At 36.3% G+C, this 25,637-nt stretch carries 24 protein-coding genes and 1 riboswitch; of the genes, 9 read left to right on the top strand and 15 right to left on the bottom strand.

Features of this window, described 5'->3' with window-relative positions; genetic code table 11:
* The first annotated feature begins 51 nt into the window (after positions 1 to 51).
* A riboswitch (purine riboswitch) is annotated at positions 52 to 151 on the top strand.
* Positions 152 to 247: 96 nt separating this feature from the next.
* Positions 248 to 1,231, top strand: coding sequence for a GMP reductase (gene guaC / locus J2Z26_RS05770; RefSeq protein WP_193536412.1), 984 nt, complete (start codon positions 248 to 250; stop codon positions 1,229 to 1,231).
* 165 nt (positions 1,232 to 1,396) lie between these two features.
* On the top strand, positions 1,397 to 1,501 hold the full coding sequence (locus tag J2Z26_RS05765) for a YjcZ family sporulation protein (protein ID WP_193536410.1): 105 nt from the start codon (positions 1,397 to 1,399) through the stop codon (positions 1,499 to 1,501).
* Positions 1,502 to 1,613: 112 nt separating this feature from the next.
* On the opposite strand, the gene J2Z26_RS05760 is transcribed toward J2Z26_RS05765, so the two are convergent.
* The 6 genes from J2Z26_RS05760 to J2Z26_RS05735 form a co-directional block, all read right to left on the bottom strand.
* Complete coding sequence (locus J2Z26_RS05760) at positions 1,614 to 4,829, bottom strand: DEAD/DEAH box helicase (protein WP_193536408.1); 3,216 nt, start codon at positions 4,827 to 4,829, stop codon at positions 1,614 to 1,616.
* A gap of 146 nt (positions 4,830 to 4,975) precedes the next feature.
* Positions 4,976 to 5,788, bottom strand: a complete 813-nt coding sequence (locus J2Z26_RS05755) for a VanW family protein (RefSeq protein ID WP_193536406.1) — start codon at positions 5,786 to 5,788, stop codon at positions 4,976 to 4,978.
* 115 nt (positions 5,789 to 5,903) lie between these two features.
* Positions 5,904 to 6,620, bottom strand: coding sequence for a hypothetical protein (locus J2Z26_RS05750; protein WP_193536404.1), 717 nt, complete (start codon positions 6,618 to 6,620; stop codon positions 5,904 to 5,906).
* A 103-nt stretch (positions 6,621 to 6,723) separates the two neighbouring features.
* Positions 6,724 to 7,443, bottom strand: a complete 720-nt coding sequence (locus J2Z26_RS05745; RefSeq protein ID WP_193536402.1) for a LutC/YkgG family protein — start codon at positions 7,441 to 7,443, stop codon at positions 6,724 to 6,726.
* The gene (locus J2Z26_RS05740) at positions 7,418 to 8,869 is read right to left on the bottom strand and encodes a LutB/LldF family L-lactate oxidation iron-sulfur protein (RefSeq protein ID WP_193536400.1); all 1,452 of its coding nucleotides are present in this window, start codon (positions 8,867 to 8,869) and stop codon (positions 7,418 to 7,420) included. Before J2Z26_RS05740 ends, J2Z26_RS05745 begins: the two co-directional genes overlap by 26 nt.
* An 11-nt stretch (positions 8,870 to 8,880) precedes the next feature.
* Complete coding sequence (locus J2Z26_RS05735) at positions 8,881 to 9,597, bottom strand: (Fe-S)-binding protein (protein ID WP_193536398.1); 717 nt, start codon at positions 9,595 to 9,597, stop codon at positions 8,881 to 8,883.
* 276 nt (positions 9,598 to 9,873) lie between these two features.
* Here J2Z26_RS05735 and J2Z26_RS05730 point away from each other — a divergent pair, with 276 nt between their 5' ends.
* The 5 genes from J2Z26_RS05730 (at position 9,874) to J2Z26_RS05710 (ending at position 15,801) form a co-directional block, all read left to right on the top strand.
* The gene (locus J2Z26_RS05730) at positions 9,874 to 10,695 is read left to right on the top strand and encodes a hypothetical protein (RefSeq protein ID WP_193536396.1); all 822 of its coding nucleotides are present in this window, start codon (positions 9,874 to 9,876) and stop codon (positions 10,693 to 10,695) included.
* 20 nt (positions 10,696 to 10,715) lie between these two features.
* Positions 10,716 to 12,341, top strand: coding sequence for a glycosyl hydrolase family 18 protein (locus J2Z26_RS05725; protein WP_193536394.1), 1,626 nt, complete (start codon positions 10,716 to 10,718; stop codon positions 12,339 to 12,341).
* A 46-nt stretch (positions 12,342 to 12,387) separates the two neighbouring features.
* Entirely contained in the window at positions 12,388 to 13,773 is a 1,386-nt protein-coding gene (locus J2Z26_RS05720; RefSeq protein ID WP_193536392.1) for a class II fumarate hydratase, read from the top strand.
* A gap of 153 nt (positions 13,774 to 13,926) precedes the next feature.
* The gene (locus J2Z26_RS05715; RefSeq protein ID WP_193536390.1) at positions 13,927 to 14,559 is read left to right on the top strand and encodes a LysE family transporter; all 633 of its coding nucleotides are present in this window, start codon (positions 13,927 to 13,929) and stop codon (positions 14,557 to 14,559) included.
* Between the two features lie 351 nt (positions 14,560 to 14,910).
* Entirely contained in the window at positions 14,911 to 15,801 is an 891-nt protein-coding gene (locus J2Z26_RS05710) for a MerR family transcriptional regulator (RefSeq protein WP_193536388.1), read from the top strand.
* 35 nt (positions 15,802 to 15,836) lie between these two features.
* Here J2Z26_RS05710 and J2Z26_RS05705 read toward each other — a convergent pair whose 3' ends face one another.
* From J2Z26_RS05705 to J2Z26_RS05665, 9 genes are all read right to left on the bottom strand, one after another.
* Positions 15,837 to 16,880, bottom strand: coding sequence for an EAL domain-containing protein (locus J2Z26_RS05705; RefSeq protein WP_193536386.1), 1,044 nt, complete (start codon positions 16,878 to 16,880; stop codon positions 15,837 to 15,839).
* A 103-nt stretch (positions 16,881 to 16,983) separates the two neighbouring features.
* Entirely contained in the window at positions 16,984 to 18,474 is a 1,491-nt protein-coding gene (locus J2Z26_RS05700) for a sodium:solute symporter family protein (protein ID WP_193536384.1), read from the bottom strand.
* The gene (locus tag J2Z26_RS05695; protein ID WP_193536382.1) at positions 18,471 to 18,659 is read right to left on the bottom strand and encodes a hypothetical protein; all 189 of its coding nucleotides are present in this window, start codon (positions 18,657 to 18,659) and stop codon (positions 18,471 to 18,473) included. The genes J2Z26_RS05700 and J2Z26_RS05695 overlap by 4 nt, the downstream gene beginning before the upstream one ends.
* A 209-nt stretch (positions 18,660 to 18,868) precedes the next feature.
* Complete coding sequence (locus tag J2Z26_RS05690; RefSeq protein ID WP_193536380.1) at positions 18,869 to 19,387, bottom strand: YfiT family bacillithiol transferase; 519 nt, start codon at positions 19,385 to 19,387, stop codon at positions 18,869 to 18,871.
* 77 nt (positions 19,388 to 19,464) lie between these two features.
* Positions 19,465 to 19,860 (bottom strand): secondary thiamine-phosphate synthase enzyme YjbQ, encoded by a 396-nt coding sequence (locus J2Z26_RS05685; RefSeq protein WP_193536378.1) that lies wholly within the window; start codon positions 19,858 to 19,860, stop codon positions 19,465 to 19,467.
* Positions 19,861 to 19,876: 16 nt separating this feature from the next.
* Positions 19,877 to 20,329 carry an SRPBCC family protein gene (locus J2Z26_RS05680; protein ID WP_193536376.1) on the bottom strand — a complete coding sequence of 151 codons (453 nt, stop codon included), beginning with the start codon at positions 20,327 to 20,329 and terminating at the stop codon, positions 19,877 to 19,879.
* Positions 20,326 to 20,670 (bottom strand): MerR family transcriptional regulator, encoded by a 345-nt coding sequence (locus J2Z26_RS05675; protein ID WP_193536375.1) that lies wholly within the window; start codon positions 20,668 to 20,670, stop codon positions 20,326 to 20,328. Before J2Z26_RS05675 ends, J2Z26_RS05680 begins: the two co-directional genes overlap by 4 nt.
* 111 nt (positions 20,671 to 20,781) lie before the next feature.
* Complete coding sequence (locus J2Z26_RS05670; protein ID WP_193536373.1) at positions 20,782 to 21,984, bottom strand: MFS transporter; 1,203 nt, start codon at positions 21,982 to 21,984, stop codon at positions 20,782 to 20,784.
* A gap of 124 nt (positions 21,985 to 22,108) precedes the next feature.
* A complete protein-coding gene (locus tag J2Z26_RS05665; RefSeq protein ID WP_193536371.1) occupies positions 22,109 to 22,831 on the bottom strand; it encodes a 3-ketoacyl-ACP reductase in 723 nt (240 codons plus the stop codon).
* 165 nt (positions 22,832 to 22,996) lie between these two features.
* On the opposite strand from J2Z26_RS05665, the gene J2Z26_RS05660 reads away from it, so the two are divergent.
* Entirely contained in the window at positions 22,997 to 24,361 is a 1,365-nt protein-coding gene (locus J2Z26_RS05660; protein ID WP_193537333.1) for a M20/M25/M40 family metallo-hydrolase, read from the top strand.
* Positions 24,362 to 24,619: 258 nt separating this feature from the next.
* Entirely contained in the window at positions 24,620 to 25,621 is a 1,002-nt protein-coding gene (locus tag J2Z26_RS05655; RefSeq protein WP_193536369.1) for a glycosyltransferase, read from the top strand.
* Positions 25,622 to 25,637: the final 16 nt, after the last annotated feature.

The raw sequence follows: 25,637 nt of genomic DNA, 5'->3' as shown, positions 1-25,637 counted from the left end.
ATATTTATTTACATGTAATTAAAGTTCGTATATAATCATCTTTGGAGTTAAAAATCTATTGTTTAATGCATTCGTATATTCTTAGAATTATGGTCTAAGAGTTTCTACTAGGAACCGATAAATCCTAACTACGAATGGGTGGTATTTATCTACCCATTTTTAAGTAGGATTTTTTAGTTCGATCAAAATACGAACATTCAATTTCCCTCTTACAATTTAAAATCGTAATTTTTAGGAGTGTGTATTTATGGAAAATGTATTTGATTATGAAGATATTCAGTTAATTCCTGCAAAATGTGTCGTTAACAGCCGTTCAGAGTGTGATACAACTGTTACACTTGGAGGTCGTCAATTCAAACTTCCTGTAGTGCCAGCTAATATGCAAACAATCATTGATGAAAAAATTGCCTTATATCTTGCTGAAAATAATTATTTCTATATTATGCACCGTTTTGAGCCTGAAAAAAGATTAGGATTTATAAAAGAAATGCATTCAAAAGGTCTGTTTGCTTCTATTAGTGTTGGTGTAAAAGAAGAAGAATACCTGTTCATTGAGAAGCTTGCAAACGAGCAACTTACACCTGAATATATCACGATTGATATAGCTCATGGTCATTCAAATGCTGTAATTAATATGATTCAACATATTAAAAAACACCTACCTAAGAGCTTTGTGATTGCTGGTAATGTTGGTACTCCCGAAGCAGTTAGAGAACTTGAGAATGCTGGTGCAGATGCGACAAAAGTTGGTATTGGACCTGGTAAAGTATGTATTACCAAAATTAAGACAGGATTTGGGACTGGAGGCTGGCAGTTAGCAGCCCTTCGTTGGTGTTCTAGAGCAGCGAGTAAGCCGATTATCGCTGACGGTGGTATTCGTACACACGGTGATGTAGCAAAATCCATTCGTTTCGGTGCAACAATGGTTATGATAGGTTCTCTCTTTGCTGGTCATGAAGAATCTCCAGGAGAAACTGTTGAGCGAGATGGAAAATTGTTTAAAGAATATTTCGGATCTGCGTCTGAGTATCAAAAAGGTGAAAAAAAGAACGTAGAAGGTAAGAAAATGTTTGTTGAGTATAAAGGTTCATTACAAGATACGTTAACCGAAATGGAACAAGATCTACAATCTTCTATTTCATATTCTGGAGGAAAAACTCTCGAAGCGATCCGCCACGTAGATTATGTCATTGTGAAAAACTCAATTTTTAATGGTGATAAAGTATTCTAACCTAAAAGACAGTTCTCTAATATGAGAGCTGTCTTTTATTTAGGGAATAAAACTAATTTTTATGACTCTACACGAATGTCTATACACAAAAGACCACGGTTCATATATATGTAGTAAGAGTAATAATTTGATTTGCTCTAAATCATCTCTAAGGAGGTGAATTGCATGGGCTACGGATATGGTGGCGGCTATGGTTACGGCGGTGGATTCGCTCTAATCGTAGTATTGTTCATCTTATTAATAATCGTTGGTGCTACTTGGACTTACTAAGTATAAGAAATTTCCTATTGTAACAAAGGTAGCTATTTTTAGCTACCTTTGTTTTTATTTAAACAACAATTTTTGCTTTTTTATTTAACCATATATTTTTTACTATCTTTAGTTAGGTCATCAAAATTTCACGAATATCTTCTTCTGTTAATGCTGAATTTGTCTTATCATCAGAATCGATGATATCAGCGATGAGATCTTTCTTCTTCTCCTGAAGCTCATTCATTTTTTCTTCAATTGTGCCACGTGCGACCAGTTTGATTACCTGTACAACATTCTTTTGTCCGATGCGATGAGCCCGATCTGAAGCTTGTTCTTCAACTGCTGGATTCCACCAAAGATCATATAAAATGACAGTGTCTGCACCAGTTAAGTTTAAGCCGGTACCTCCTGCTTTTAACGAAATGAGAAACAGATCACGCTCACCATTATTGAACCGATTGCAAAGTTCCACCCTTTCGCCTGAGGGTGTTTGCCCATCTAGATAAAAAAAGGTCTGACCTCTATTTGTTAACTCTCTTCCTATAATTTGAAGCATTTTCGTGAATTGTGAAAAAATCAACACTCTTCTACCTGACAATCTCGACTCTTCCAAAATTTTTAATAATTGCTCATATTTTGCTGAGCTCCCCTTATATCCATCTACAAAAAGTGCAGGATGACAGCAAATTTGTCGTAAACGAGTTATTCCCGCTAAAATTCGAATTTTGTTTTTACGAATCGTATCTTTATTGAGGTGCTTTAACGTATCTTCTCGTAACTTTGCTAAATAAGCTGCATAAAGCTTTTTTTGATCTGGCAGTAGCTCAGAAGATTCAAGTGATTCGATTTTTTCTGGTAGCTCATCAAGTACGTCTTCTTTTACCCTGCGAAGTAAAAATGGGCGGACTCTACGTGAAATTGTTTTTCTATTAAGATTACTATATGCCTTTAACCCCTGAAAAAGTTGTGGGAAAACCACGTGATAAATTGACCATAGTTCTTCAGATGAATTTTCAATGGGTGTACCTGTTAGGCCAAACCGATGTTCTGCTTCGATTCGTTTAACCGCCCTTGATGTCTGGGTAGTTGGATTTTTAAAGGTTTGTGCCTCATCAAAGAATACCGTATGAAACACTTGGCTCTCATACCACTTAATATCCCGTCGCAGTAACGGATAGGACGTAATTATAACATCTAGCCCCTTGCTATCTTTCTGTAGTTCTTCTCGGCTTTCTTTATTTCCGTCTATTACGATTGCTTGAATATCAGGAGAAAACTTCATAATCTCTTGTAACCAGTTATAGGTTAAGGAAGATGGACAAACAATGAGTACTTGTTTACCACTCTCTCGTAACTTTTCAAGTTCAGAAGAGATAAAAGTGATGCTTTGCAATGTTTTACCAAGTCCCATATCATCGGCTAAAATCCCCCCAAAACCGTAGCTTGAAAGTGTCTTCATCCATTTATACCCAATTTTTTGATAATCTCTTAGGATGGGATCCAACTTTTTGGGCACCTCAATATCTATTTTCCCTGGATTTCGTACTACATCCAGAAAGCGTTGGAATGTTTCCTCTACCTTAAAGAGATTATTTTTATCAAATTGGTCAAACAATTGGATACTTTGAAGGATTGGCATATCTAATGTTGCTTCAAAATCTTCTTTCTGTATCGGAACGGCTTTTAAAAAGCGCTGGATCTCTTCCATTTCCTTGGTTTCAAGAGACATGAGTGAACCATTTTTAAGTCGAAAGTACTTCCTTTTTTCTTCTAATGCAGCTAAAAGCTCACGAATTTGTATGTCAGCAATACCGTTCAACTCAAATTTAAATTCAAGCCAATTTGTCCGTTCTTTTTTAATTCTTATTCGAATGATAGGATGGGCATCTTTTTTGACAATACGATTTCGAACAGCGGTAGTTGCATAGATTTGAACAAGTTTTTGCAATTTAGGGATCACATGATACAAAAACTCATACTCAAGAGCTTCATTCTGCATGTAATAGCCGCCATCTGTTTGTGAAAGTTCACTTTCCTTCAAAATTTCTAGTATTTCCTCTTCTCTTTCAAGATCCCTAATAATCGCAGGTCCTGTTGGAATATCACGATTTTCAGAAGGATGAATAATAACATTGTCATAGTGGAATTCCAAACCGACCAGTAAACGATTTTTCAAGCGATCTAGATAAAGCTTTGCAACAAGTGGAGTTTTCATAAATTCTTGTGAAACACTTCTTGCGAGTTGAAACTCACCTATTCTCTTCAGACTGGGCACAATTTTTTTAAGAAAAAATTCCATTTGATTATGTAGAATAAGGATATGTTCTGCACCAGGTGATTCAAGCATTTGCTTAAGTTCAAACAACCGTTCACAATCCTGCTCTTGAAGTTGAAAAACATTGCCGTCACATAGGACGGAATGGTAAAAAGGCAAAACTAACATTCTGTTAAAACCTTTAATCGTTAGCTTGTATTGTCCATCCTCGAATTTGTCTACCAAAAATGTCAACGGTGGTGGTGTATTTACGACTTTAAATTGTTCGTACAGATGACTCTGATGTTTGATCCTAACTACCGTGTTATCTGTTAGTAATGAGGCCAGTCCTACCCATGATGATGGTGGGATGAGTAAGGTATGGTTGCTTTGGCTGTAATTAAAAAGGTTTGGCAAGGCATTTAGAAAAGCTTGCTCATCATGGATAACTCGAATAAGGTGATGAAGCACGGCATCAGATTGATTTACAAAGCAGTGAAAACTAGGATCATATGTAAATGTAGGAGATAACCTACTTACCCTCCCTTGTTTCACATCATTTAGAAATCCTCTTATATTTTTTATCCTCGTCTGTTCTATAGCGATTTCAATTCCTATTAAATAGTGATCGTTACCGATTGAAACCGGCTTACAACAGAATAAGACATCGAGTATTTGCCGATTTTCAAAATGAAGTTGATGACGACTTGACTGATTGGGCTTATCATTAAAAAGTGTCATAAAACCTTCTGTTAAATCATCTAAACCCGGTTGGTTGCCTGTGATAAAAAGAGAATCATTTTCTTTTCGTTGTTTATCCTGTATTGCAAGTAAGACAGCTGCCACGTGCTGACAATCCTTTTGGAAGTTTGCAAGCGTCGGGCAACTACATGTAGTTTGGATTGTCCCTATACCATTATTTTTTTTTATGGTGACTTGGAAGTCTTCTACTACATTTACGGTTGCTTTACAAATATCAGGGCTATATTCATTAATTGTAACTTTATTGGCTTGATAAAAAGAGTCTCCTCTTTTGAAGGAGACGGTACCGCACATTTCTTTTATCATCTTGGAAGTCACTTTTATATCCATGTAGTCCCGCTCCTCCTCTATTTGAAGATAGAACCTTTGTTCTTCATTTATTCCTTTTTATTTTAACATAGATTTTGTGATTTTGAACTAAGGATACCATAAATACCAAAAGGACCAAATCATGACGAGTTGGCCTTGGTTAACTACTAATTATGAGCCTTTAGCATATCACTAGTAATTTCATATTTAACTTTTGAAAAGTTTTTAATAAGAAGTGTTTCATCAATGATGTTTCCTGTTCGTTTGTCGACTGTTTTTCTCCAAATTTCATTTTGTCTAAAGTTTTCTCCATTATTTTGGATGAATTTATGGTTTTTTTCTTCGATATGATAAGAGTATTTCCATTCCTCACTACTATAAATGGCTCCTTTTAAATGTTTATCCGTTAACCATACTCGGATTTGAAATGAGTGGTCAGTAGGATTTTTAAACCTTAAATCTATATAGTTATAAAAAACGCCAGCTCCACTTCCAAAAGGTAGTACTCTTCCTTCATCTGGGAAAGGATCAAAACTGTGATGGTGTCTTTCAACAACCTGTAAAGGTGTATGGATAGCCATCCAATATAAAAGATTGGCTAATTGACATATTCCCCCGCCAGTTCCTGTCTTAACTTCACCCATTGATAACTGCATACCTTCTATGTATCCCTTTTGTTTTGTTGTCTTTCCAACCAGGTTCCAAAATGAAAATATTTGTCCAGGTTCTATGATAATACCATCAATCTTATTAGAGGAAATACGAAGATTTGTAATCTTATTTTCTTGTAATTGTGGGTCGCTATCACCTAACCTTCTTCTTAATAAGGACTGGTGTTTCTTACATGAATATCGGAATGAAGTTTTACTTTTTTTGTTTGCAAGTTTTGTTAAGTCTTTAAGATTAATAATATATCTAAAAAAGCGTTTTTGATTGATTCGTGTATGATATAAAATTGGATGTAATTCAGAAATTCTCAAGAGTAAATACCACCCTTCATTAACTTTTGTTTATTTTCTGACTTCTTCCTCTTTTTCTACGTTTTAGTTTATGAGAATAGACCAAATCATGATGATTTGGTCTGGCTTATTTTAGTTATTTTAATCCGTCACCTGTAGGTATTACTGTTCTAGCAATCGCCCATAAACTAGGTGCTACACCTTCAGCTGCTTCTTTATGTGGCATAAAGAAAGTGAATTGGAATTTCTCTCCGTGCATATCGGAAACGATATAAATTACATCCAATTTCGTTTGGAGGTCTTGAATCAAGATATGGAAATCAGCGTTATGAAATTCTTCAATGAAAAGGTCAGTTGGTGGTACATCATGTATCCCGATTTGCTTATTACCTTCATATGCACTCATGATGTTCTTTTTCATTTCTTCGGTATTTGCTTCTGCATCCAATTTTTCGATACGTACGAAGTATTCAGGATCAAAATTAGAGTGAATAATATCTTTATTTGGTTCCTCTGCTTCAAACGTGAAATCTTCTAATACATATACTGCATAGCCATTTTCACTCATTGATAGAGTGGCAGGTCTAAGTTCGTTTCCACCTTCTACAAATACTTCAATATCTATGTTAGCTGCTAACTTTTGCGAACTAGAACCTTCTGTTTTCGTATCTTTGTTCTCTTTAGTTTCTTTAGATGATTTGTCATTAGTTTTGTCTTCTGGCTTATTACTATCAACCTCAGTATTTGCTGGTGCACTTCCATTCGTAGTCCCGCTTTCTGTAGATCCACAGGCTACTAATAAACTACTCAAAAGGACAGTTGTCGCTAAAACTTTGTAATATGCTTTCATCATGATCTTCTCCTTATAACGCTGTTTAATAAATTCATAGGAGTAGACGTGAAGATAACAAAAAGGTTACAGCAAAATTTAGTAATTTATATAAAATTTAGAAACATTATTTATCATCAACAATTACATAATATGCCTTGATTGGACCATGTACCCCAACAACTAGATTCATTTCGATATCTGCACTGTTACTAGGTCCTGAAATAAAGTTTATACAGGAAGGGAGTTTTCCTTCCTCCTCTTGAATACGGTGAATATAAGTTGTAGCCTGTGTCATGCGGGCAACAATTGAACTCTTAGGGATAATTGCAATATAGTAGGTTGGCAATAAACTAACTGCTCTTCCTTTACCTTTATCACTAAATAGAACAACCGTTCCTGATTCTGCTAAGGTCATATCGGCAAATGTAATCCCTATATCCGCTCTTTCAGCAATGACTATGTTATCTTCGTTGAAACTAGGGTCCCATCGATGAACGTCAATACCGTTAGTAGAAACTCTATCAAGGAACTCAGTCACTCTGAATTCTTCAAACCTAGGGTCATCCCAATGAACGATTGATTTTGCCCTCCATTGGGAAATGATGTTCTCTAACGCTGCATTCAATGACTGACTTGTTACTTGTTCTACCTGTGTATGAATGTTAGTACATTGTAGCTTCAACACATCGACAAGTTGGTCCTTGGTATATCCTTTAAACACGTCATGCTGTGGCTGGTGGTTCCAGGTTGGTTTTCTAACAGGAGTGATTATTCTTTCTCTCCCTAAGTTTTTTGCAACCTGAGCTAAAAAGCGATCTTTATTTTGAATCGTGCCACTCATCACTTCTTTTTACCTCCTTCTCCCTCTTTTTAAACCAATCTCGAAAACTTTCTTTACTAGGCTCGGGGAAATCTCGTATATCCGTCCATGGTTTAATAGGTCCTGGCCCCCCTTGAATTTTTCCTTCTTTTGCAAAAGGACCCATCATCGTTGGAGCAACTCTCGAACCCATACGGTAGAGTGTGGGAGAACTAGCAGCAAGAGAAAATCCTTTCATGGCTAGCTTTTCACCAAAGGCACCGAATCCTTGCTTTTCGACTATGTTTTTACGGTGTTTTATTAACAGGTCATGTAAAGGGATTTTTACAGGGCAAGCTTCTGTACAGGCCCCACATAAACTAGATGCATAAGGTAACTCCTTATAATCCTCATAGCCACCTAGTAATGGTGAAAGAACTGAACCGATTGGACCAGGATAGATTGAACCATAGGAGTGACCACCAACATGACGATAGATTGGACATACATTGATACAGGCAGCACAACGAATACAATGAAGGACTGATTGGAACTCAGTGCCTAAAACAGCAGAACGACCGTTATCAACGATGACAAGGTGAAATTCTTCGGGGCCATCAACATCCCCTTCGCCTTTAGGACCGGTTAAACCTGTTATATAGCTTGTTAATTTTTGGCCAACTGCGCTTCGACAGAGTATACTTACTAAAATATCAAGTTCTTCCCATGTAGGAACAACCCGCTCCATCCCCATAACGGTTATTTGAGTTTTGGGTAGAGTTGTAGCAAGCCTCGCATTTCCTTCATTCGTCACGAGTGTAATACTACCTGACTCCGCTACCGCAAAGTTACAACCAGTAATTCCAATATCAGCAGTTAAAAATTCTTTTCGTAGTTGCTCTCTTGCAAAAAGGGCTAGTTCCTCGGGTTTAGAAGATTTTGTGTAACCCTTTTTATCTTTAAATGTTTCTCGGATTTGTTCTTTATTTTTATGGAGTGCCGGGGCGACGATGTGAGATGGTGGGTCATGATCGTCGATTTGGAGGATGTATTCTCCCAAGTCTGATTCAATTACTTCACAACCAGCCTTTTCCAACGCTTGGTTCATACTAATCTCTTCTGTTACCATTGACTTGGACTTAATAACCTTTTTCGCATTCTTTTGTTTGGCAATGTTCGTAATGTATTCATTTGCTTCTTCAGCCGATTGAGCAAAAAAGACATGTCCGCCTCTATTCATGACGTTTTCTGCTAACTGATCTAGATAGTAGTCTATATTCTCAAGTGTATGCAGTCTTATTTCTTCAGCTAACGACCGCCAATCTTCCCAATTACCAAGTTCTTCTTGGGCATCTAACTTTCTACCTTTTAATCTTTCTTGAGCTGAAACCATCGCATTTCTCATGAAATCGTTTTTTAGACCTTTATCAACTCGGTCGAAAAACTTATCCTCACTAATCTTCATAGGCATAATCTCACCCCCTATCTACTATTTAACACTTGTGCAATGTGCATTACTTTGATTGGTTTTCCTTGGCGGTCGATTCTCCCACCGATATTCATAAGACAACCACAATCTGCACCAATTAAAACTTCAGCACCTGTTTCTTCAATATGTTCAATTTTTTCGTTCACCATCTGTTCTGAAATAGGTACCATTTTTACAGAGAATGTTCCGCCAAATCCACAGCATAATTCTTTATTTGGAAGACTTGTAAATTCTAAGTCTTTCACATGTTCTAGTAACTTCATCGGAGCATCCTTCACACCCAGTAGTCTCGTCATATGACAGGAAGTATGGTAGGTGGCTTTCCTTGGTAAACTAGCCCCAACATCCTCTATTTTAAGAACATCTACTAGAAATTGAGTGAATTCATAGGTTTTATTTTTAAATTGAATGGCTCTTTCTTTCCAACTTTTATCTTTTTTAAATAAATTTACATACTCATGAATCATTGCAGCACAAGACCCTGATGGAGTCACAACATAATCTGAATGATGGAAGGTTTCAATCATATGTTTTGCAACATCTATTGTTTCCTTATGATAGCCGCTGTTGTAGGCTGGCTGACCACAGCAAGTTTGATTCACTGGGAAGTCAACTTCACATCCATTTCTCTCTAAAATCTCAACAACATCTTTACCAACCCCTGGGTAAAAAACGTCTGCTAGGCACGTAATAAATAAAGATACTTTCATGGAAGTTCCTCATTTCATTTGCAAAATTTATTACTCTACCCTTTTATTGTAGACCGAAAAGTACGGTAAATAAAGAAAGAATTAAGCGAATAGATAAGGCTAAAGGACAACATCCTTTAGCCTTTAATTTCCCCTTTTTTATGTAGGTAAGATTATACAATTAGGTCAAAGCTATCGTTATAAACATTAAGACACCTTATTAATCTAATAAGGTGTCTTTTTTTAGTAGCCTTTTTTTATTACTCTGGTCCTAAAAATCACTATGGAAGTATTTGTATGAATGAAATAAAGAATAATTCAAACGATAAGATTAACCAATTCATTCTAATTATGGTAGGTGATAGTTTGAACAAGTTATTTAAAGCAATCATTATTTTATTTTTTGTTAGTGGCTGCACTTCCGAAGAACCCAATCGGAATTCAGTTACCCCTTTTACCGAAAATAACCCTGAAGGAATATTAACTGAAAATGACTTAAGTGAGTCAGAAATTGTAGATGAACCTAATAATAAGACAGATGAGGAAGTACCAGAAAATCTTTTGCCGTCTGAACAGCCTAACCCGAATACAGAAATGAACGAAGAGCATGAATTCCCTCAACAGGAACGGGATTCGTTACAAAAAGTGATCCCGGAAGAAGAAGATTCTTTGGAATCCTCCGTTATTTCTACTCACCTTCCTTTCTTTGATTTTAAGGCAAGGTGGAATGCGATATCAGACGAACAGTTTTCGAACTTATATATAAGCTCATTAGAAAAAGGTACAGATGAAGGACAATATCGTACAATTCTTGTCCCAAAATTGGAACTTTATGTTTATGTAAAAGAAGATTATATTCAAACACTTGAAATGATAAGTAAAGATAAAACAGTGAATACTACTCAGCAAATGCTAACCGGCTGGAACCAGATAATCAATATATTACATCCTAACATCGCGATTTATGATGTAGATAGCTTTTTTCATAAAATCGGTGTAGGACCGAATGCGAACTTATCGGAGATTAAGTACACTCGTTTTTCACATTCTAATATCGGTTATGAAGTAGAACCAACTTCAGTTGGTTATACCTTTCGAGCCTTCTATCAATCAAACTAAGAGCATACGGAGGTACAAATATGAACAAGTATAAGCTCTTATTAATACTTACTCTCATGCTTTGCATACTACTTCAAAATAGTGATTCAACAAACTCTCAGACAAGGTTGTTTAATATGTCTTATTTGTACTTTGGTTCTTTAAGCAGTTATATCCATCAAGTTGACAAGACAAAAGGTAGCTTGAATGTTGTAGCACCTAATTACTTCGATATTACAAAAGAAGGACAATTGGATATTACTTGGAGACTACAATCTTCCTTTATAGCTGAAATGCATAAACGCGGTGTAAGAGTTGTACCCTTTTTAGCGAATCATTGGGACCAAACAGCTGGTATAAATGGCTTAATAAATCGAGAAAAGTTAGCTAAGGATATTGCCCTAGCGATTGAGCAGTACAATTTAGATGGCGTCAATGTTGATATTGAAGGTGTAGGGCATGGTTATCGAGATGCACATACAGAATTAGTGAGACTTTTACGTGAATATATACCCAGCCATAAAGAAGTATCTGTAGCTGTTGCTGCAAATCCAAGTGGTTGGAATACGGGATGGCATGGTTTTTATGATTATCAAAGGTTATCGAATCACGCAGATTATTTAATGATTATGGCATATGACGAAAGCTGGGAATCACCAGAAAGTCCAATTGGCCCAGTTTCAAGTCTTTCATTTTTTGAAAGGTCAATTAAATACGCAATCAATCAAGGGGTTCCTAAGTCTAAGATAGTGGCAGGTCTCCCTTTTTACGGCCGAATCTGGAAATTAGATGGCCCCACTCTAGAAAATCGTTCAATTACAGGACTTGGACTATCAAGCTTACGTGTAGACCCGTTGATTCAAAAATTTAATGGGAAGCTACTATTTGATGATAAAACACAATCTGCCTATGCAACCTTTAAGATACCAACAGGACAGAGTTTCTTCTTAGGTAGTGCGAAGCTAACCGAAGGAGACTATGTAATCTGGTATGAAAACGAGCAGTCAATTAAAGCAAAACTAAGGGTACCTAATCAATACGGTATCAAAGGTACCGGTTCATGGGCGTTATATCATGAAACCCCAAACACTTGGGACTACTATACCTTATGGCTTAACAGCACATATTTTACGGATGTTCCGATTGGTAATTGGGCCGAAGCGAATATTAATCATGTATCACAAAAAGGTTGGATGAAAGGAACGACAAGTACTACATTTTCACCTAACTCTACGCTTACACGTGCTCAAGGAGCAGTTATTTTGGTTAGAGCTTTAGAAAATGAAAATTATGAACCAAAGAGCTATCAATTCAAGGATACTGTTAGACATTGGGCTCAAAAAGAAATAGAGACTGCTCGTGAACTTGGTTATCTACATGGCAAGACCTCAGTGAAATTTGATCCCAATAGTCCATTAACAAGAGAGCAATTAGCAAAAATTTTGTATAACATTTTTGATTATCCTCTAAATGAGAATATTCAGGTCCCTTTTACAGATGTTCCAATAGAGCATTGGTCCTATGAGCCGATTTTGGCTATATATCAGCAAGGTCATATTAAAGGATATGATGATGACACCTTTCGGCCTAGAGGTTTATCAACTCGAGCACAAATGGCAGCACTTATGGATAGAATGTCCGCGGATTTTGAAAATAGATTAAAATAACCAATTAGTTTAGCTTCCCTACACTATTTATTAAAGGAGTACATTCATGGAGATGTCTAATCTATACCGTAAAGAAAACGATACATTAGGAGAAATCAAGGTACCAGCGTCGGCTTATTATGGTTCACAAACCCAGAGGGCTGTTGAAAATTTTCAGATTAGCGGAATTCGACTTCCTAGATCGTTCATTAAGGCTCAAGGAATTATTAAAGCAGCTGCTGCAACCGTCAATATGCAACTTGGGAAACTGCCAACGGACAAAGGAAAAGTAATCGTTCTTGCCTCAGAAGAAGTTGCACAGGGTAGATGGGATAAGCACTTTGTAGTCGATGTGTACCAAGCGGGTGCAGGTACCTCACAAAATATGAACGTCAATGAAGTTATTGCACATCGAGCCACAGAGTTGCTTGGAGGGTCATTAGAAGACCACCTTGTTCATCCCAATGACGATGTAAATATGTGCCAGTCTACAAATGATACCTTTCCCTCAGCTTTGAATATGGCGGCTGCAGAAAACCTTGTTCAAAGGCTACTCCCTGCTATTCAACAGCTACAACAGGAACTAGAAAAAAAGGCTGTAGAATTAATGCCTATTCTCAAAAGTGGACGAACCCACTTACATGATGCTGTACCGATACGGTTAGGACAGGAATTCTCTGGCTATGCGGATACGATAAAACAATCGTACCAAGCCATTGATTCAGCACTCGATTCACTTTATGAGATCGGGTTAGGTGGAAGTGCAATAGGTACAAAAATGAATGTACATCCAGAGTACCCTAAAAAAGTACTACAGGAAGTATGTAGGCGAACAAACCTTCCTTTTCGTCAACCAACCAATCTCTTTAGATTTCAGCAAAACACGGGAGCTGCAATACGTACCATGTTAGCTCTCAAGGAGTTAGCTATTCATTTAATAAAGATAACTAGCGACTTACGTTTATTAAGTTCAGGTCCTAGAACAGGTATAGCCGAAATCACCCTTCCTTCTGTTCAACCAGGATCAACGATTATGCCTGGGAAAGTAAACCCAGCGATTTTAGAGATGACACATATGGTTTGTTGCCAAATTATCGGATATGAAACGGCCATCAGTACAGCTGGTACAGGAAGTCAACTCGAGATAAATGTATTTATGCCTGTCATTGCCCATACGCTTCTTCATTCAATTGAACTGTTATCCAACACCATTCCAACACTTGTGGTGAAGTGTATCAGTGGAATAAAGGCAGATGAAATGATGTGTGAAAAGTCATTAGAGGAAAGTCTAGCCTTAGTGACTGCACTTAGCCCTAAATTGGGATATGACCTCTCATCTCAAATAGGTAAACAAGCAGATGAACAAAAGAAAACTATTAAACAAGTTCTCCATGAAAAAGGATTATTAACACCGGAGATTGAACAGCTCTTAAATCCTAGGAGCATGGTTTAATCGTAATGAAAAAGGTGGGTTATCTTCTTCATCAAGACGACTCGCCTCTTGAATTTCAGAAAGATTCTCCTACGAATTTATGGACAAAGGTCATAGCTTGATTTTCCTGACATAAAATGTACAAGTTATATATTTTGTCGGGAGTGGATTACATTGAGTGTAAGTATTTTAATAAGTTATATATTTTTGGGGTTAACGCTTGCTGCTCCGATCGGACCGGTTAATTCAGCGCGTTTGGACAAGGGGATTAAAAATGGTTTCTGGCATGCATGGATTGTCGGTGCAGGATCAATGATTGCAGATGCTTTTTTTATGTTATTAGTGTATATGGGAATGGTTCAGTTTTTAGATATACCTTTTGTACAAGTTTTCCTTTGGTTATTTGGCGGTTTCATATTAATCTATTCTGGAATCGAAAGCATCTTAGGGGTTAATTCATTAACCGTATCCTATAGTAGACAAAAAGAATCGCTATTTAAGTGTTTTATGACTGGGTTTATTATGTCAATTACAAGCCCCCTTTCAATTCTATTTTGGTTAGGAATTTATGGATCGGTCTTGGCTAAAACAGCCCAGGTAAATGGGACCACAGAGTTGCTATTATACAGTTCGATGATTTTTATCGGTCTCACCCTGTGGGATATCTTTGTAGCTGCTTTATCTAGTAGTTTCCGAAAGTTCCTTAATAGTAGAATTTTAATCTCTATTTCAATTATATCTGGTCTGTCATTGATAGGCTTTGGTGTATATTTTGGATATCAAGGTCTTGTTGCATTATTTGGATAAATCAGAAGGAATCTATAAGGATGCCTAATTAGCATAATACATAAAAAAGGAGACTAATCAATATAGTCTCCTTTTAATCTATATTCAAGTTTACGATAATCAAATTATCGTAAACTATTAGCAACATAGATTGAGATTGTTAATCCTGACAAACTAAAGCGATAACTTTGCCATTTTCATTACAACCTCATATTTGTATAAAATTCGTATATGTTTGTATATAAAATAATACAAAAATTATACATAATGTGCAAGTGTTTTTTAACAAAATTGGTGGAATTTTCTTTTGATAACGATTATAGCTAGCCTTTTTGTATAATTTATGTATAATTACTTAGAGGAGGCGATGTTATGTACACAATAAAAAAGGTTTCAGATTTAGTTGGTATACCTTCTGTAACGATACGAGCATGGGAGAATAGATATCATATCATCACTCCGCATCGAACCGAGGGTGGTCACCGGTTATATAGTCAAAATGATATTGATACATTAATATGGTTGAAAAAACAAATTGAAGAAGAAGGCTTGAAAATAAGCGATGCCATCCGTTTATTAAAGCAATCTCCTGAATTAGAAATAAGTCCCACAAATCAAGTGAATGAAATTAAACATACAACCTTTAAGGAACTAACGGAAAAATTGTACGACTATTTAATGATATTCGATTCGAATAAGTCAAATCAGATTATTGATTTTGCTTTTTCCATGTATCATTATGAGGATGTTTTCCATAAAGTGTTTGTACCGATATTGTACCGTGCAGGTGATGATTGGGAGTCAGGTAAAATAACTGTTGCTCAAGAACATTTTTCAAGTGAATTGATTCTCCGACGCTTTACTCAATTCTTCCGTATTCTTCCGATTAATAAAAATCTACCTAAGGTATTGGCTTTTTGTCCGGAAGGGGAAAATCATCAATTAGGATTAATGCTTTATAGTTTATTTCTAAGGAAAAAAGCTCATGATGTGGTCTACCTAGGGCCAAATACTCCATTATCGGATCTGACAGACTTGATTATAGGTAATAATATTTCAATCGTGGCTATATCGCTTACCAATTCGAGGTATGAAGAACAAGTAACTGCTTGGATAGATGACTGCTTACAAGTGAACAAGGATATCATGTTCATACTAGGTGGAAAGGGATTTGAAAAGTCTAAAACGCCGCAGAACTCTTATATCCTAAATGCAGATAGTGACTGGGAAAAAGTGTATGATTCAGTTATTAAAAAGAAATAGACCTATGCTTTCATAAAGCAAGGGTCTATTTTTATCTACTTATAAATGAGCTCATTGTCTAATGTTACTATCGGAGCGGGTTGAGGTTTTGAGAAATAATACCCTTGAAATAGATCATATCCCAATTCAATTAGATAGGCTAAGTCTTCTTTACTTTCAACTCCCTCAGCTAAAGCTAGTGCACCCATTTCGTGTGTAATACTCAGCACTCTCTTAGCAACCTTTTGTTTGGAAGGATCTTTACTTACACCATTCGTAAATTCTATGGCGAGTTTTACAAAATCCGGATCCATCTTTTTAAGTGTTTCTATATCATTAAAACCAACACCAACATCATCTAATGCATATTTAAAGCCATGAGATCGATAGTAATTCAGGATTCTCATTAAATGATTTAGATCCTTTACCTCATCAGTTTCCACAACCTCAAACACAACTTGTTCCGGTTCAATATCCATTTGTTTAATTAATTCGAAAGTAGAGGCAAGGCAATGTTCAGGCACATAAATAGCTGTTGGGATAAAATTGATAAAAATTAGCTTGTCTCCTACAACAGAAGCATTTCGTACCGCTTCTAATCGACACGTGCGATCTAATGAAAACACACGATTTCGAATTCTTGCAGCCTCAAACATTTTAAAAGGAGGAATAATCTTTCCTGTCTCATCTAGTCCTCTTGATAAAAGTTCTTGACCAACGATTTCTAATTGCCCCTCTTCTATACCAACGATAGGTTGATAATGTGTACAGATGGATCTATTTTTAATTACATCATCTACCCAAATCGCTTCTCTTTCAGCTTTAAACAAGGACAAAAGTTTTTTTTCTTTAACATTTTCTAATGGATTAACTACCTCTGATTGAACTGCATAAATAGATTTTATATCCATATGTGCCTCAAGATAGTCCATTAAATCGTATAGAACCGATTCAACCATCCAAAAGGTATGGTCATCTATTTGCTTCCAAAATGTTTCAGAGTAGTTACAGAAATAATGTATTAGCTGATCTATGTTTTGGTTTACACTGAAAAATACAGTATATCCTCTTTCTTTAGGTTGACAAACATCACAAATCATTTAGTTCTCTCCCCTTTTTCTTCCTAGACAATTATTATACGATGTTTAGTACTAATTGACTATAAAAAAGGACCAAAAAGCAAATGCTTCTTGGTCAAACATGTTAAGAAACTCTATTCTGTTTTTTTTTATTTTTCGTTAATTCCGTTTTAATATAAGAAATAAACTCATTCGCTTTTTGTTCAGGAGCTTTAGATAATAAACTTACCGTAATAAAGAGAGTTGTTGAAATGAGCAGTCCCCAAATTCCTGATGCGATTCCGAATGGTTTAATCTTGGCAAATTCGAGGTAAAGAACGATTACCCCACTAAAGATAACACTTGTCATTACACCTGCAGCTGTTCCTCTTTTCCAGAAAAATGCACCTATAATTGCAGGTACAGTAACCAGTAATCCAGCAGATGATGCAACCGATAGAACAGCAATTAAACTAACATTCATTTGTGCAAATAGATAGGCTAATATTGCAATGACAGGAATGACTAACTTACCTACTAATAGCTGGTGCTGATCATTTGATTTTTTAGATAGATTTCCATAAACATCACGTGCAAATAATGAGGATAACGTTAATAAAATCGAATCAATCGTTGAAATAGCAGCAGCCATAATCCCAACCATAACAATTGCCCCCAAAACAGGTGGAACTAATTCAGAAGAAAGAATCATAGGTGTCGCAAGGTCTGCATTTTCAAGTCCTGGGAACATAACGAGTGCTGAAAAGCCCCAGACTACAGAAACGATTGTATAGATAAAACCAAATACTAAGAAGCCCATTAGCATTCTTTTTAGACTTCCTAGTGAATCAGGCATAAATAACCTTTGGCTAACCTGAGGGTTAGATAAACTAAAAAAGAACCATGGTACGGTTAATCCTAAGAATGTTAAGAAACTAAAGAATCCATTCCCTGGAACTGTCAAAAATTCCGGATGATTTGTTTCAAGTGTGTTAAAGAATCCACTGGCTCCACCTAAACCATTAACGATTAACACAACAACAATCGTAGCAGTAATGATCATGACTAATGCCTGCAATGAGTCAGTCCATGCAACTGAACGAATTCCTGCGATATAAGAGAAGACAATCGCAAGAACTGTTGCGATAATAACACCGGTAGTAAACGGAATAGCATTATTCGTTACCCCAGATAGTAAATAGCCAACACCTGCAAGCTGGACTGCACTATAAGGTATTAAAAAGATACAAGATGCAATTGCAACGATGGCAGCAACCTTTTTATTTTGATAACGATCACCTAACATTTCGGAAGGAGTAACATAGCCATACTTCTTTCCTACTAGCCAGAACCTTGGACCGAAAATAGCTACTAAAGAGACTCCCATAAAATAAACAATTTCAAATCCATATGCGCCAATCCCACCCTTATACGTTAAGCCGGCTAAACCTACGAGCATAAATGCACTATATGTTGTTGCACTATAACTTAGCGCAGAAACAAAACCACCAAGTTTCCGTTCACCAAGGAAATAGCTTTCCATACTTGTTTGTTTACCACTTCTAGATAAGTATGCAATATATAAAGATACAACAATATAAATGGCTAGGGTCCACCACACTAAGGTCGTACTCATTCTGAATCACCCCAATTTTTTGTGAAAAAATAGTTAATAACGATGATTGCTATTGCTAGTATTGTCCATAATAAGAAGCTTCCGTACCAAGCAGTTACATTTGATAGGACAGTATATGGGAGTATGTAGCCTAGTAATATAATGACTACAATCATAAGGCCCCATTTTACTTCACGTGCCGTCAATAGAATCCCCTCCAATTTACCTAAATGTTATAAAAAATGAATTAAGTTCCATACTAATTATACAATAGGATATACAAGTGTAAAGACACTTTTAAAGAATGAAACTATTTATGGTGTCTTTTAGTTTAAGCAATTGTAGCATTTTATATAAGAAAAAAAGTCTCAAGACCTTAGAGGACCTTGAGACTTGTGCTGCTGATAGATCGCAGTTACCAACCTTTACGATTAGTAAGGTTAGTAATATGTGCTAGATGATGACGGCCGTGCCAGGCATATATACCAATATTTTTAGCAATTGAGATTTCTCCAGAGTCAGGATGAATAAAGGTCTTTTGTAAGTCTGAGGGGTTAAGGTCTCTCAAAAGAGTGACAAATCGTTTATGTAAAGATTCAAGTAAAGTTAACGAATTTTCAATCGGTAATATGTAATCTGTATGCTCTGCCCATCGTGCTTCTTCGTATGTTTTAATGACCGGTTTAAATTCAGTCAATGCAAGTTTTATACGAATAAATGCATTCATATGACTATCTGCTACATGATGCACTACTTGGCGAATGGTCCATCCACCTTCACGATAGGGTGTGTCCAGCTGTTCCTCATTTAATTTACTAACAGCATCACGCAGATATACTGGTAGACGTTCAATTTCAGTTATCCATTCCTTAATCACTTCACTAGTTAGTTCGTCACGAAACTGAAACTTTCCAATAGGATATCTCTCATTCATCTTTATCAACCCTTTCTATTTCCTAATTTAAATTATAAATTAGATTACAAGAAAAGGTTGTAGTAAAATGTAATACTTTAGATTGCCTTCACAAAAAATGTTCTATTTCGAGGGCCGTCAAATTCACAGAAATAGATTCCTTGCCACGTACCTAACAGAAGTCGACCTTCACTTACAACGATATACTGCGAAGCTCCAACTGTACTTGCCTTCATATGTGCGGCCGTGTTCCCTTCCATATGCCGATCTAATTGATGATTCCAGGGATATATTTCATCAAAGCGACGAATCATATCGCGTTTTACATCAGGGTCTGCATTTTCGTTAATCGTCATTCCAGCAGTCGTATGCGGACAATAAACAATTACACCACCTTCTAGAATTTCCCATTCACGAATCACATCTTGAACTTTCTCTGTCACTTCAATCATTTGACTACGATTGTTTGTTTGAATTGAAAACTTTTTTAACATGGAACCACACCTCTTATTAGTTTTTGAGGGCTTCATCATAAACTCTCTGTAAAAACTCTTCAACAACTTTATTGTTGCTATTTTCACTACTAAGTTTTAGCATCGCTCTACCCACAAAATTTACGCCTTTATTATGTCCTTCATAAATGAGTTTTGTATTGTTCTCATCTATCTTTAACAGAGTATACGATAATCTGATTTCAAAGGCTTTGCCTAATGTAAAATGTATCTCTTTATGCTTTTTGTCTTCTCTATCCTCGTAAGCCAATGTTTCAACGATATAGGTTTCTAACCGTTTACCTTCACGGTATGTTTGTTGATGCTTAGCCCCTACCTTGTGTTCCTGCTTATCAATTAATGTATGCTTCTCTACTTTTGGCATAATACTTTTTATATTATCATCCGAAAATAAACTCCATACCTTTTCAATGTTGGTTGGAATACTTTTTTCACTTTTCCAGTTTATCATTCATTCTTCTCCTTCCCAGATTCGACGAAGTCATCTATTTCTTTAATTTGTAGTTTAAGGTCTTTAATTTGCATCTGGATTTTTTCACGTTTTTCAAGTAATAATACTTCTAGATTTTCAAAAGACTCATCCTCCATCACTGAAATCATTTCTTGAATGCTAAACCCAAACCGCCGAAGTTTACCTAAAAGTATTGCCAAAAAGTAGCTTCCATCATCATAGTAACGATAGTTGTTTTTCTGATCAATGTAAGCGGGTTCTAGTAATTTTACCTCAGCGTAGTAACGCAGTGTTTCTTTGGATAAACCTGTCATTTCAGAGAACTCACTAACCTTGTGCATTTTAACCTCCTAGCACTATCCTAAACGGTGGTGTGCACCACACAGTCAACTGTCTTTTTATCATATTTATATTTCTTTCATAATAAAAGAGCGTCATTATTATATTGACGCTCATGCTTCCTTCACTCTCCACCTGACTCTTTCAATTGGAGTTAGTGTTCCGATTAAGGCGATTGCACTACTAGCTAGTAAAATACCAGTTAGTCCTTCAAAGGCAATAACCGATAATAATCCAAAGATGACAAGGTCAAACGCTGAATCTAGTACAGAAATGAGTGACAAAGTAGTTGCACGTATTTCAGATGGAATTAAATCATTTTTTAATTGTGAGTAAATGGGTCTTCTAATGGCTTGCCCAATTCGTAGTACAAAAAATGCTCCAATTACAATCCAAATCGATTCTCCTAAAATAGCTGACAAGAACAAACCAATAGTAGCTAGAGCTCCAGTAACGGTCATTAAGAGCTTTCTTGGAAAGCGGTTAGTAAACCACCCTACCGACTGTGATGCGAAAAAACCAAAAACAGCTGCAAGTGCATATAGTACTCCTATCATCACAACAGGGACACCTGCATTAGTAAAGATTGGTTGATTAAATGCTTCATAGACAGAATCCGCTGGGATAAACACAAGAGTAAAGTTTAAAAACAAGAGTAATAGAGTTGGAGCTTTTCGTATTGCTTTAATTCCTGATTTAACTTGAGTGAAAGGATTTTCTTTATAAAATCCTCCATAGTTGCTAGGATTTTTCACAAAGAAAATTAGTATCAATTCTACGAAATGAAATGCTAAGCCGAAAGCAATTAAAAAGACAAACTGTTGATCTTGTAGGTCTTGTGCGAAATAGGCACCAAATAATACAGCTAAAATCATGGATACGAACCCAGCGGATTGGATTTTTCCCATTGCACGATCCATACGGTGATTATCATTGTCTTCTTTAAGAGATTCATAGATTAATGCTTCATCTGCACCTGAGAAAAATGTAACCGAAAGTCCGTTTAAGGCACTAAACAGGAAAAACATCCAAGGGTCATGTGAGTATATTAAGACAACAATACTTATTATTTTAATAATTACTCCAATAAGAAACGATACTTTTGCTCCAAAACGATCGGCAACGACTCCACCTGGAACCTCACCCAGTAATACAGCTCCACTCCAAAAGATTTGTAGCCATAGAATATGGATTGGCTCTAGTCCTCTTCCTAAGTAAAAGAGGGTTAATACTGGTGCAATAAAATTGATCGTTCCAAAAAAACGAACCCAAAACATCACCCGTATATTGTGAGTTGAGATTGATTGTGTTTTCATAAAATTCTCCTAGATTTTTAATCTAAGCAATTTTACCTTTAAATTTCTGAATAATCAAATGAAACTAGATTGTTAGTCTCTTCTCCCCCAAAAAAAAGCTTGGAAAAATTTCCAAGCTTTCATCCTACGATGGATTGGTTGACCAAAGTCCTGCAGATTTAACAAATACACGACGGTTAAGTTTCAAATGAGCAACCATTAACTCTGCAAGATCCTCAGGTTGCATAAATTTATCTGGATTGTTTTCACTAATTAAGTTCGTTTCAATTGCAAGATCTGTGGCTACAGTACTAGGTGTTAAAGCACTAACACGAATGTTATGTTTCCTTACTTCCAACATGAGTGATTCAGTAAGACCTAATACGGCAAACTTTGATGCACTGTAAGCACTTGTTACAGGTGCTCCCTTTTGTCCAGCCGATGAAGAAACATTGATGATATCACCAGTTTTCTTCTCGATCATTCCTGGTAAGACAGCTCTTGTCGCATTGTATACACCCATTAAATTAACCCGGATAATTGACTCCCACTCTTCTGGAGTTAGGTCAAGAAAGCCCCCAAACTTTGCAATTCCTGCATTATTAATAAGAATATCGATTGAACCTAGGTCCTCCTTTATATGTTCAACTGCATTTGTTATAGAATCTAAATCAGCGACATCTCCAACTGCTGCTGATACCTCAACGTTATACTCATTTAGTTCCGAAGCTACTTTTTCTAGATTTTCCATTGTACGACCAATAAGACCGATGTTAACGCCTTCTTTTGCAAGAGCTAGAGCAGTAGCACGGCCAATTCCTCTTCCCGCACCAGTAATAAGCGCTGTTTTACCTTGTAAACTTTCCATTAAGAACACCCCTTTTATGTAAAATATCACCATACTAATATACCCAAAGCTCATGATTGTTAACATTGTTTTGAGTTGCGAAATATATTAAAGGTATTTTTAAAAATATCTCGAAAATAGTAAACAAACAGCAATGAATTGGAGGTATATAGGTTGTTAATTGAGATGATACAAACTAAAGTAAAGGAAAATCTCCCAAAATCTGTGGAAGATTTAAAGGAATTCTGTGGCTTACAGACTATTTCTGCTCAAAAAAAGATGATACCGGAAACGGTTCAATACCTTTTGAATTTCATTGAAGAACTTGGAGGTAAAACAAAGGTATTAGATGATATTGAAGGTGGACATCCAGTTATCTATGCTTCCTTTGAAGCGGGTCCTGGAGGAAATCCTGAAAAGACTTTATTATTTTACAACCATTATGACGTTCAACCACCTGAACCATTAGATGAATGGGAGACTCCCCCGTTTGAGTTAACTGAAATAGAAGGGAAATTATTTGCAAGAGGTTCTGCTGACAACAAAGGTGACTTAATGGCCAGACTAACTGCTATTAAAATTTTAAAAGAGTCAGAAGCTGGTCTACCTTGTCATGTAAAGTTTCTACTTGAAGGTGAAGAGGAAATCGGCAGTCCGAATCTTGAATTCTATTTAACCCAATACAATGAATTATTTAAGGCGGATGCTTGTATTTGGGAGCATGCTGATAAAGATGATAAAGACCGAGTCAGCTTAATGGCTGGTGTAAAAGGCATGGCTTATTTTGAATTAGTATGTGAAAGTGCAGATATGGATCTTCACTCTAAAGTTGGTGCCCTTGTTGATAATGCAGCATGGAGACTTACCCATGCACTTGCATCAATGAAAAATGATAAACATGAAATTTTAGTTGATGGATTTTTCGATGGAATCCTCCCTCCAACAGATTTAGAGTTGGAGTATGTAAGGAGTATACCTTTTGATGAGCAATCTATTTCGAACCTATATGGATTAAAGCAACCATTGATCACTTCTTATAATGGACAAGATCCTCGTGAGGCAAATATTTTTAACCCAACGATGACAATCTGTGGTCTCGAGAGTGGCTATTACGGAGAAGGTTCTAAAACTGTTCTTCCAAAAAAAGCGATGGCTAAGTTAGATTGTCGCTTAGTTCCTGGCCAGGATCCTGCCCATATTCTAGAATGTATTGAAAATCATCTTCAAAAACAAGGGTTCTCAGATGTGAAAGTAAAATTATTAAGTGGTGTAAGAGCATTCCGTTCTGATTTATCTCATCCATTTGTCACGCTTATGGTCCGTACAGCACAGGAAGTTTATGATACCGAAGTGGTACTATCCCCTAATAATACGGGTACAGGTCCAATGACCGAATTCGGACACCACTTGCAACTTCCTATCGTTAGTACCGGAGTAGGTTGGGCTCATTCTCGATTACATGCACCCAATGAATCCATTCGCCTTAAAGATTTTGAAGAAGGCATTGTTCATATAGCTTACATTATTTCAGAATTTGCTAAAACAAATTAATTCGACTTTTGAAAGTGTGGAAATTATTCTACACTTTTTTTTGTCTATGAACCAAGGCCTTTTTCTTGCCAAAAGAAAACAAAAATTTTAAACTAAGTAAAGTTATCGGAAAAATGTTAGAATGCCCCCAACTGCTGAACATCACCTAGTTTATCATTTATGGAATAGCCAAAAGAAAACAACAAACACTAACGTTAAACTCTATTTGAATACGTAAAATAGTGGTTCGTATTCAATGAATTAAAGGATGAATTATTCTTGAAAGTAGTCTTAGTTACACCTAATTTTCATCAACCTCGTGGAAACACAGTGACTGTCAGGCGGATAGCAAATGAGTTACAAAACTTGAAAGTGCAAACAGAGATTATTTCTATGACAGAGGATAATGTAGCAGCTACTTTCCTACCAGAAGCCGATGTTTATCATGGTTTTCATGCCTATCGATTTTATCGCTTTACGGAAAGACTCGAAAAGAAGCCTAAAAGCTATGTCATTACTCTTACTGGGACAGATCTAAATCATAATTTATTTGATGAAAAAACAAGATCAATTGTCGTTTCTTGCCTACAGAATGCTAAAGCGATACACGTATTTAATGAGGAAGCTAAACACATCCTGTTAAATGAAATACCTGGCATTTCAGAGAAGACTCACATTATTCCACAAGGCATAGACAGATTTCCGCTGGCTGACCTTGATTATAAAAAGGAAGAACATACATTTCTATTTGTCCTCCCTGCTGGAATTCGTAAAGTGAAAAATGTTCCTTTTGCTATTGAGTCTTTGGCACGTTTAAAAGAAAAACACCAGAATGTTCGTTTATGGTTAGTAGGTCCTGTCCTTGAGGAAGATGAAGGTAAAATTGTAGAAGAATTTGTACATACAAATAGTAGTTGGATTACCTATCTCGGGCAAGTACCGCATAAACAAATGGGTGCGATATACCAGCAAGCAGATTGTATACTCAATACATCTATATCTGAAGGTCAACCCTCTTCTATTTTAGAAGCAATGGCTCACGAGCTACCCGTGATTGTCTCTGATAATCAAGGCAATCGAAGCATCGTTACTCATCAAGAAACGGGGTTAGTTTATAACACATCAGACGAATTTCTTGATTATACAGAACAAATCATGAATAATAACGAATTAAGACAAATGTTAGGGAAAAAAGCTAAAGACTTTGTAGACCAACATCACAATAGTCAAAAAGAAGCAAAACATTTGTTTGATATCTATCAAGATATTCAATCTAATTAAGCAAGGAGTGAAAACC

The organism is Cytobacillus luteolus, assembly GCF_017873715.1.
GTDB classification, from domain to species: Bacteria; Bacillota; Bacilli; order Bacillales; family Bacillaceae_L; genus Bacillus_BV; species Bacillus_BV luteola.
Note: the sequence above shows the minus strand (reverse complement) of the source record. Positions and strands in the feature narration are given on the sequence as shown.

Excerpts from the sequence above, each read along its gene's own strand:
- J2Z26_RS05685 (WP_193536378.1), bottom strand. The coding sequence starts at position 19,860 with ATGTTAAAAAAGTTTTCAATTCAAACAAACAATCGTAGTCAAATGATT.
- J2Z26_RS05760 (WP_193536408.1), bottom strand. The coding sequence starts at position 4,829 with ATGGATATAAAAGTGACTTCCAAGATGATAAAAGAAATGTGCGGTACC.
- J2Z26_RS05730 (WP_193536396.1), top strand. The coding sequence starts at position 9,874 with ATGAATGAAATAAAGAATAATTCAAACGATAAGATTAACCAATTCATT.
- J2Z26_RS05670 (WP_193536373.1), bottom strand. The coding sequence starts at position 21,984 with ATGAAAACACAATCAATCTCAACTCACAATATACGGGTGATGTTTTGG.
- J2Z26_RS05660 (WP_193537333.1), top strand. The coding sequence starts at position 22,997 with ATGATACAAACTAAAGTAAAGGAAAATCTCCCAAAATCTGTGGAAGAT.
- J2Z26_RS05740 (WP_193536400.1), bottom strand. The coding sequence starts at position 8,869 with ATGCCTATGAAGATTAGTGAGGATAAGTTTTTCGACCGAGTTGATAAA.
- J2Z26_RS05680 (WP_193536376.1), bottom strand. The coding sequence starts at position 20,329 with ATGATAAACTGGAAAAGTGAAAAAAGTATTCCAACCAACATTGAAAAG.
- J2Z26_RS05710 (WP_193536388.1), top strand. The coding sequence starts at position 14,911 with ATGTACACAATAAAAAAGGTTTCAGATTTAGTTGGTATACCTTCTGTA.
- J2Z26_RS05675 (WP_193536375.1), bottom strand. The coding sequence starts at position 20,670 with ATGCACAAGGTTAGTGAGTTCTCTGAAATGACAGGTTTATCCAAAGAA.
- J2Z26_RS05705 (WP_193536386.1), bottom strand. The coding sequence starts at position 16,880 with ATGATTTGTGATGTTTGTCAACCTAAAGAAAGAGGATATACTGTATTT.
- J2Z26_RS05735 (WP_193536398.1), bottom strand. The coding sequence starts at position 9,597 with ATGAAAGTATCTTTATTTATTACGTGCCTAGCAGACGTTTTTTACCCA.
- J2Z26_RS05750 (WP_193536404.1), bottom strand. The coding sequence starts at position 6,620 with ATGATGAAAGCATATTACAAAGTTTTAGCGACAACTGTCCTTTTGAGT.
- J2Z26_RS05700 (WP_193536384.1), bottom strand. The coding sequence starts at position 18,474 with ATGAGTACGACCTTAGTGTGGTGGACCCTAGCCATTTATATTGTTGTA.
- guaC (WP_193536412.1), top strand. The coding sequence starts at position 248 with ATGGAAAATGTATTTGATTATGAAGATATTCAGTTAATTCCTGCAAAA.
- J2Z26_RS05765 (WP_193536410.1), top strand. The coding sequence starts at position 1,397 with ATGGGCTACGGATATGGTGGCGGCTATGGTTACGGCGGTGGATTCGCT.
- J2Z26_RS05665 (WP_193536371.1), bottom strand. The coding sequence starts at position 22,831 with ATGGAAAGTTTACAAGGTAAAACAGCGCTTATTACTGGTGCGGGAAGA.
- J2Z26_RS05720 (WP_193536392.1), top strand. The coding sequence starts at position 12,388 with ATGGAGATGTCTAATCTATACCGTAAAGAAAACGATACATTAGGAGAA.
- J2Z26_RS05690 (WP_193536380.1), bottom strand. The coding sequence starts at position 19,387 with ATGAATGAGAGATATCCTATTGGAAAGTTTCAGTTTCGTGACGAACTA.
- J2Z26_RS05725 (WP_193536394.1), top strand. The coding sequence starts at position 10,716 with ATGAACAAGTATAAGCTCTTATTAATACTTACTCTCATGCTTTGCATA.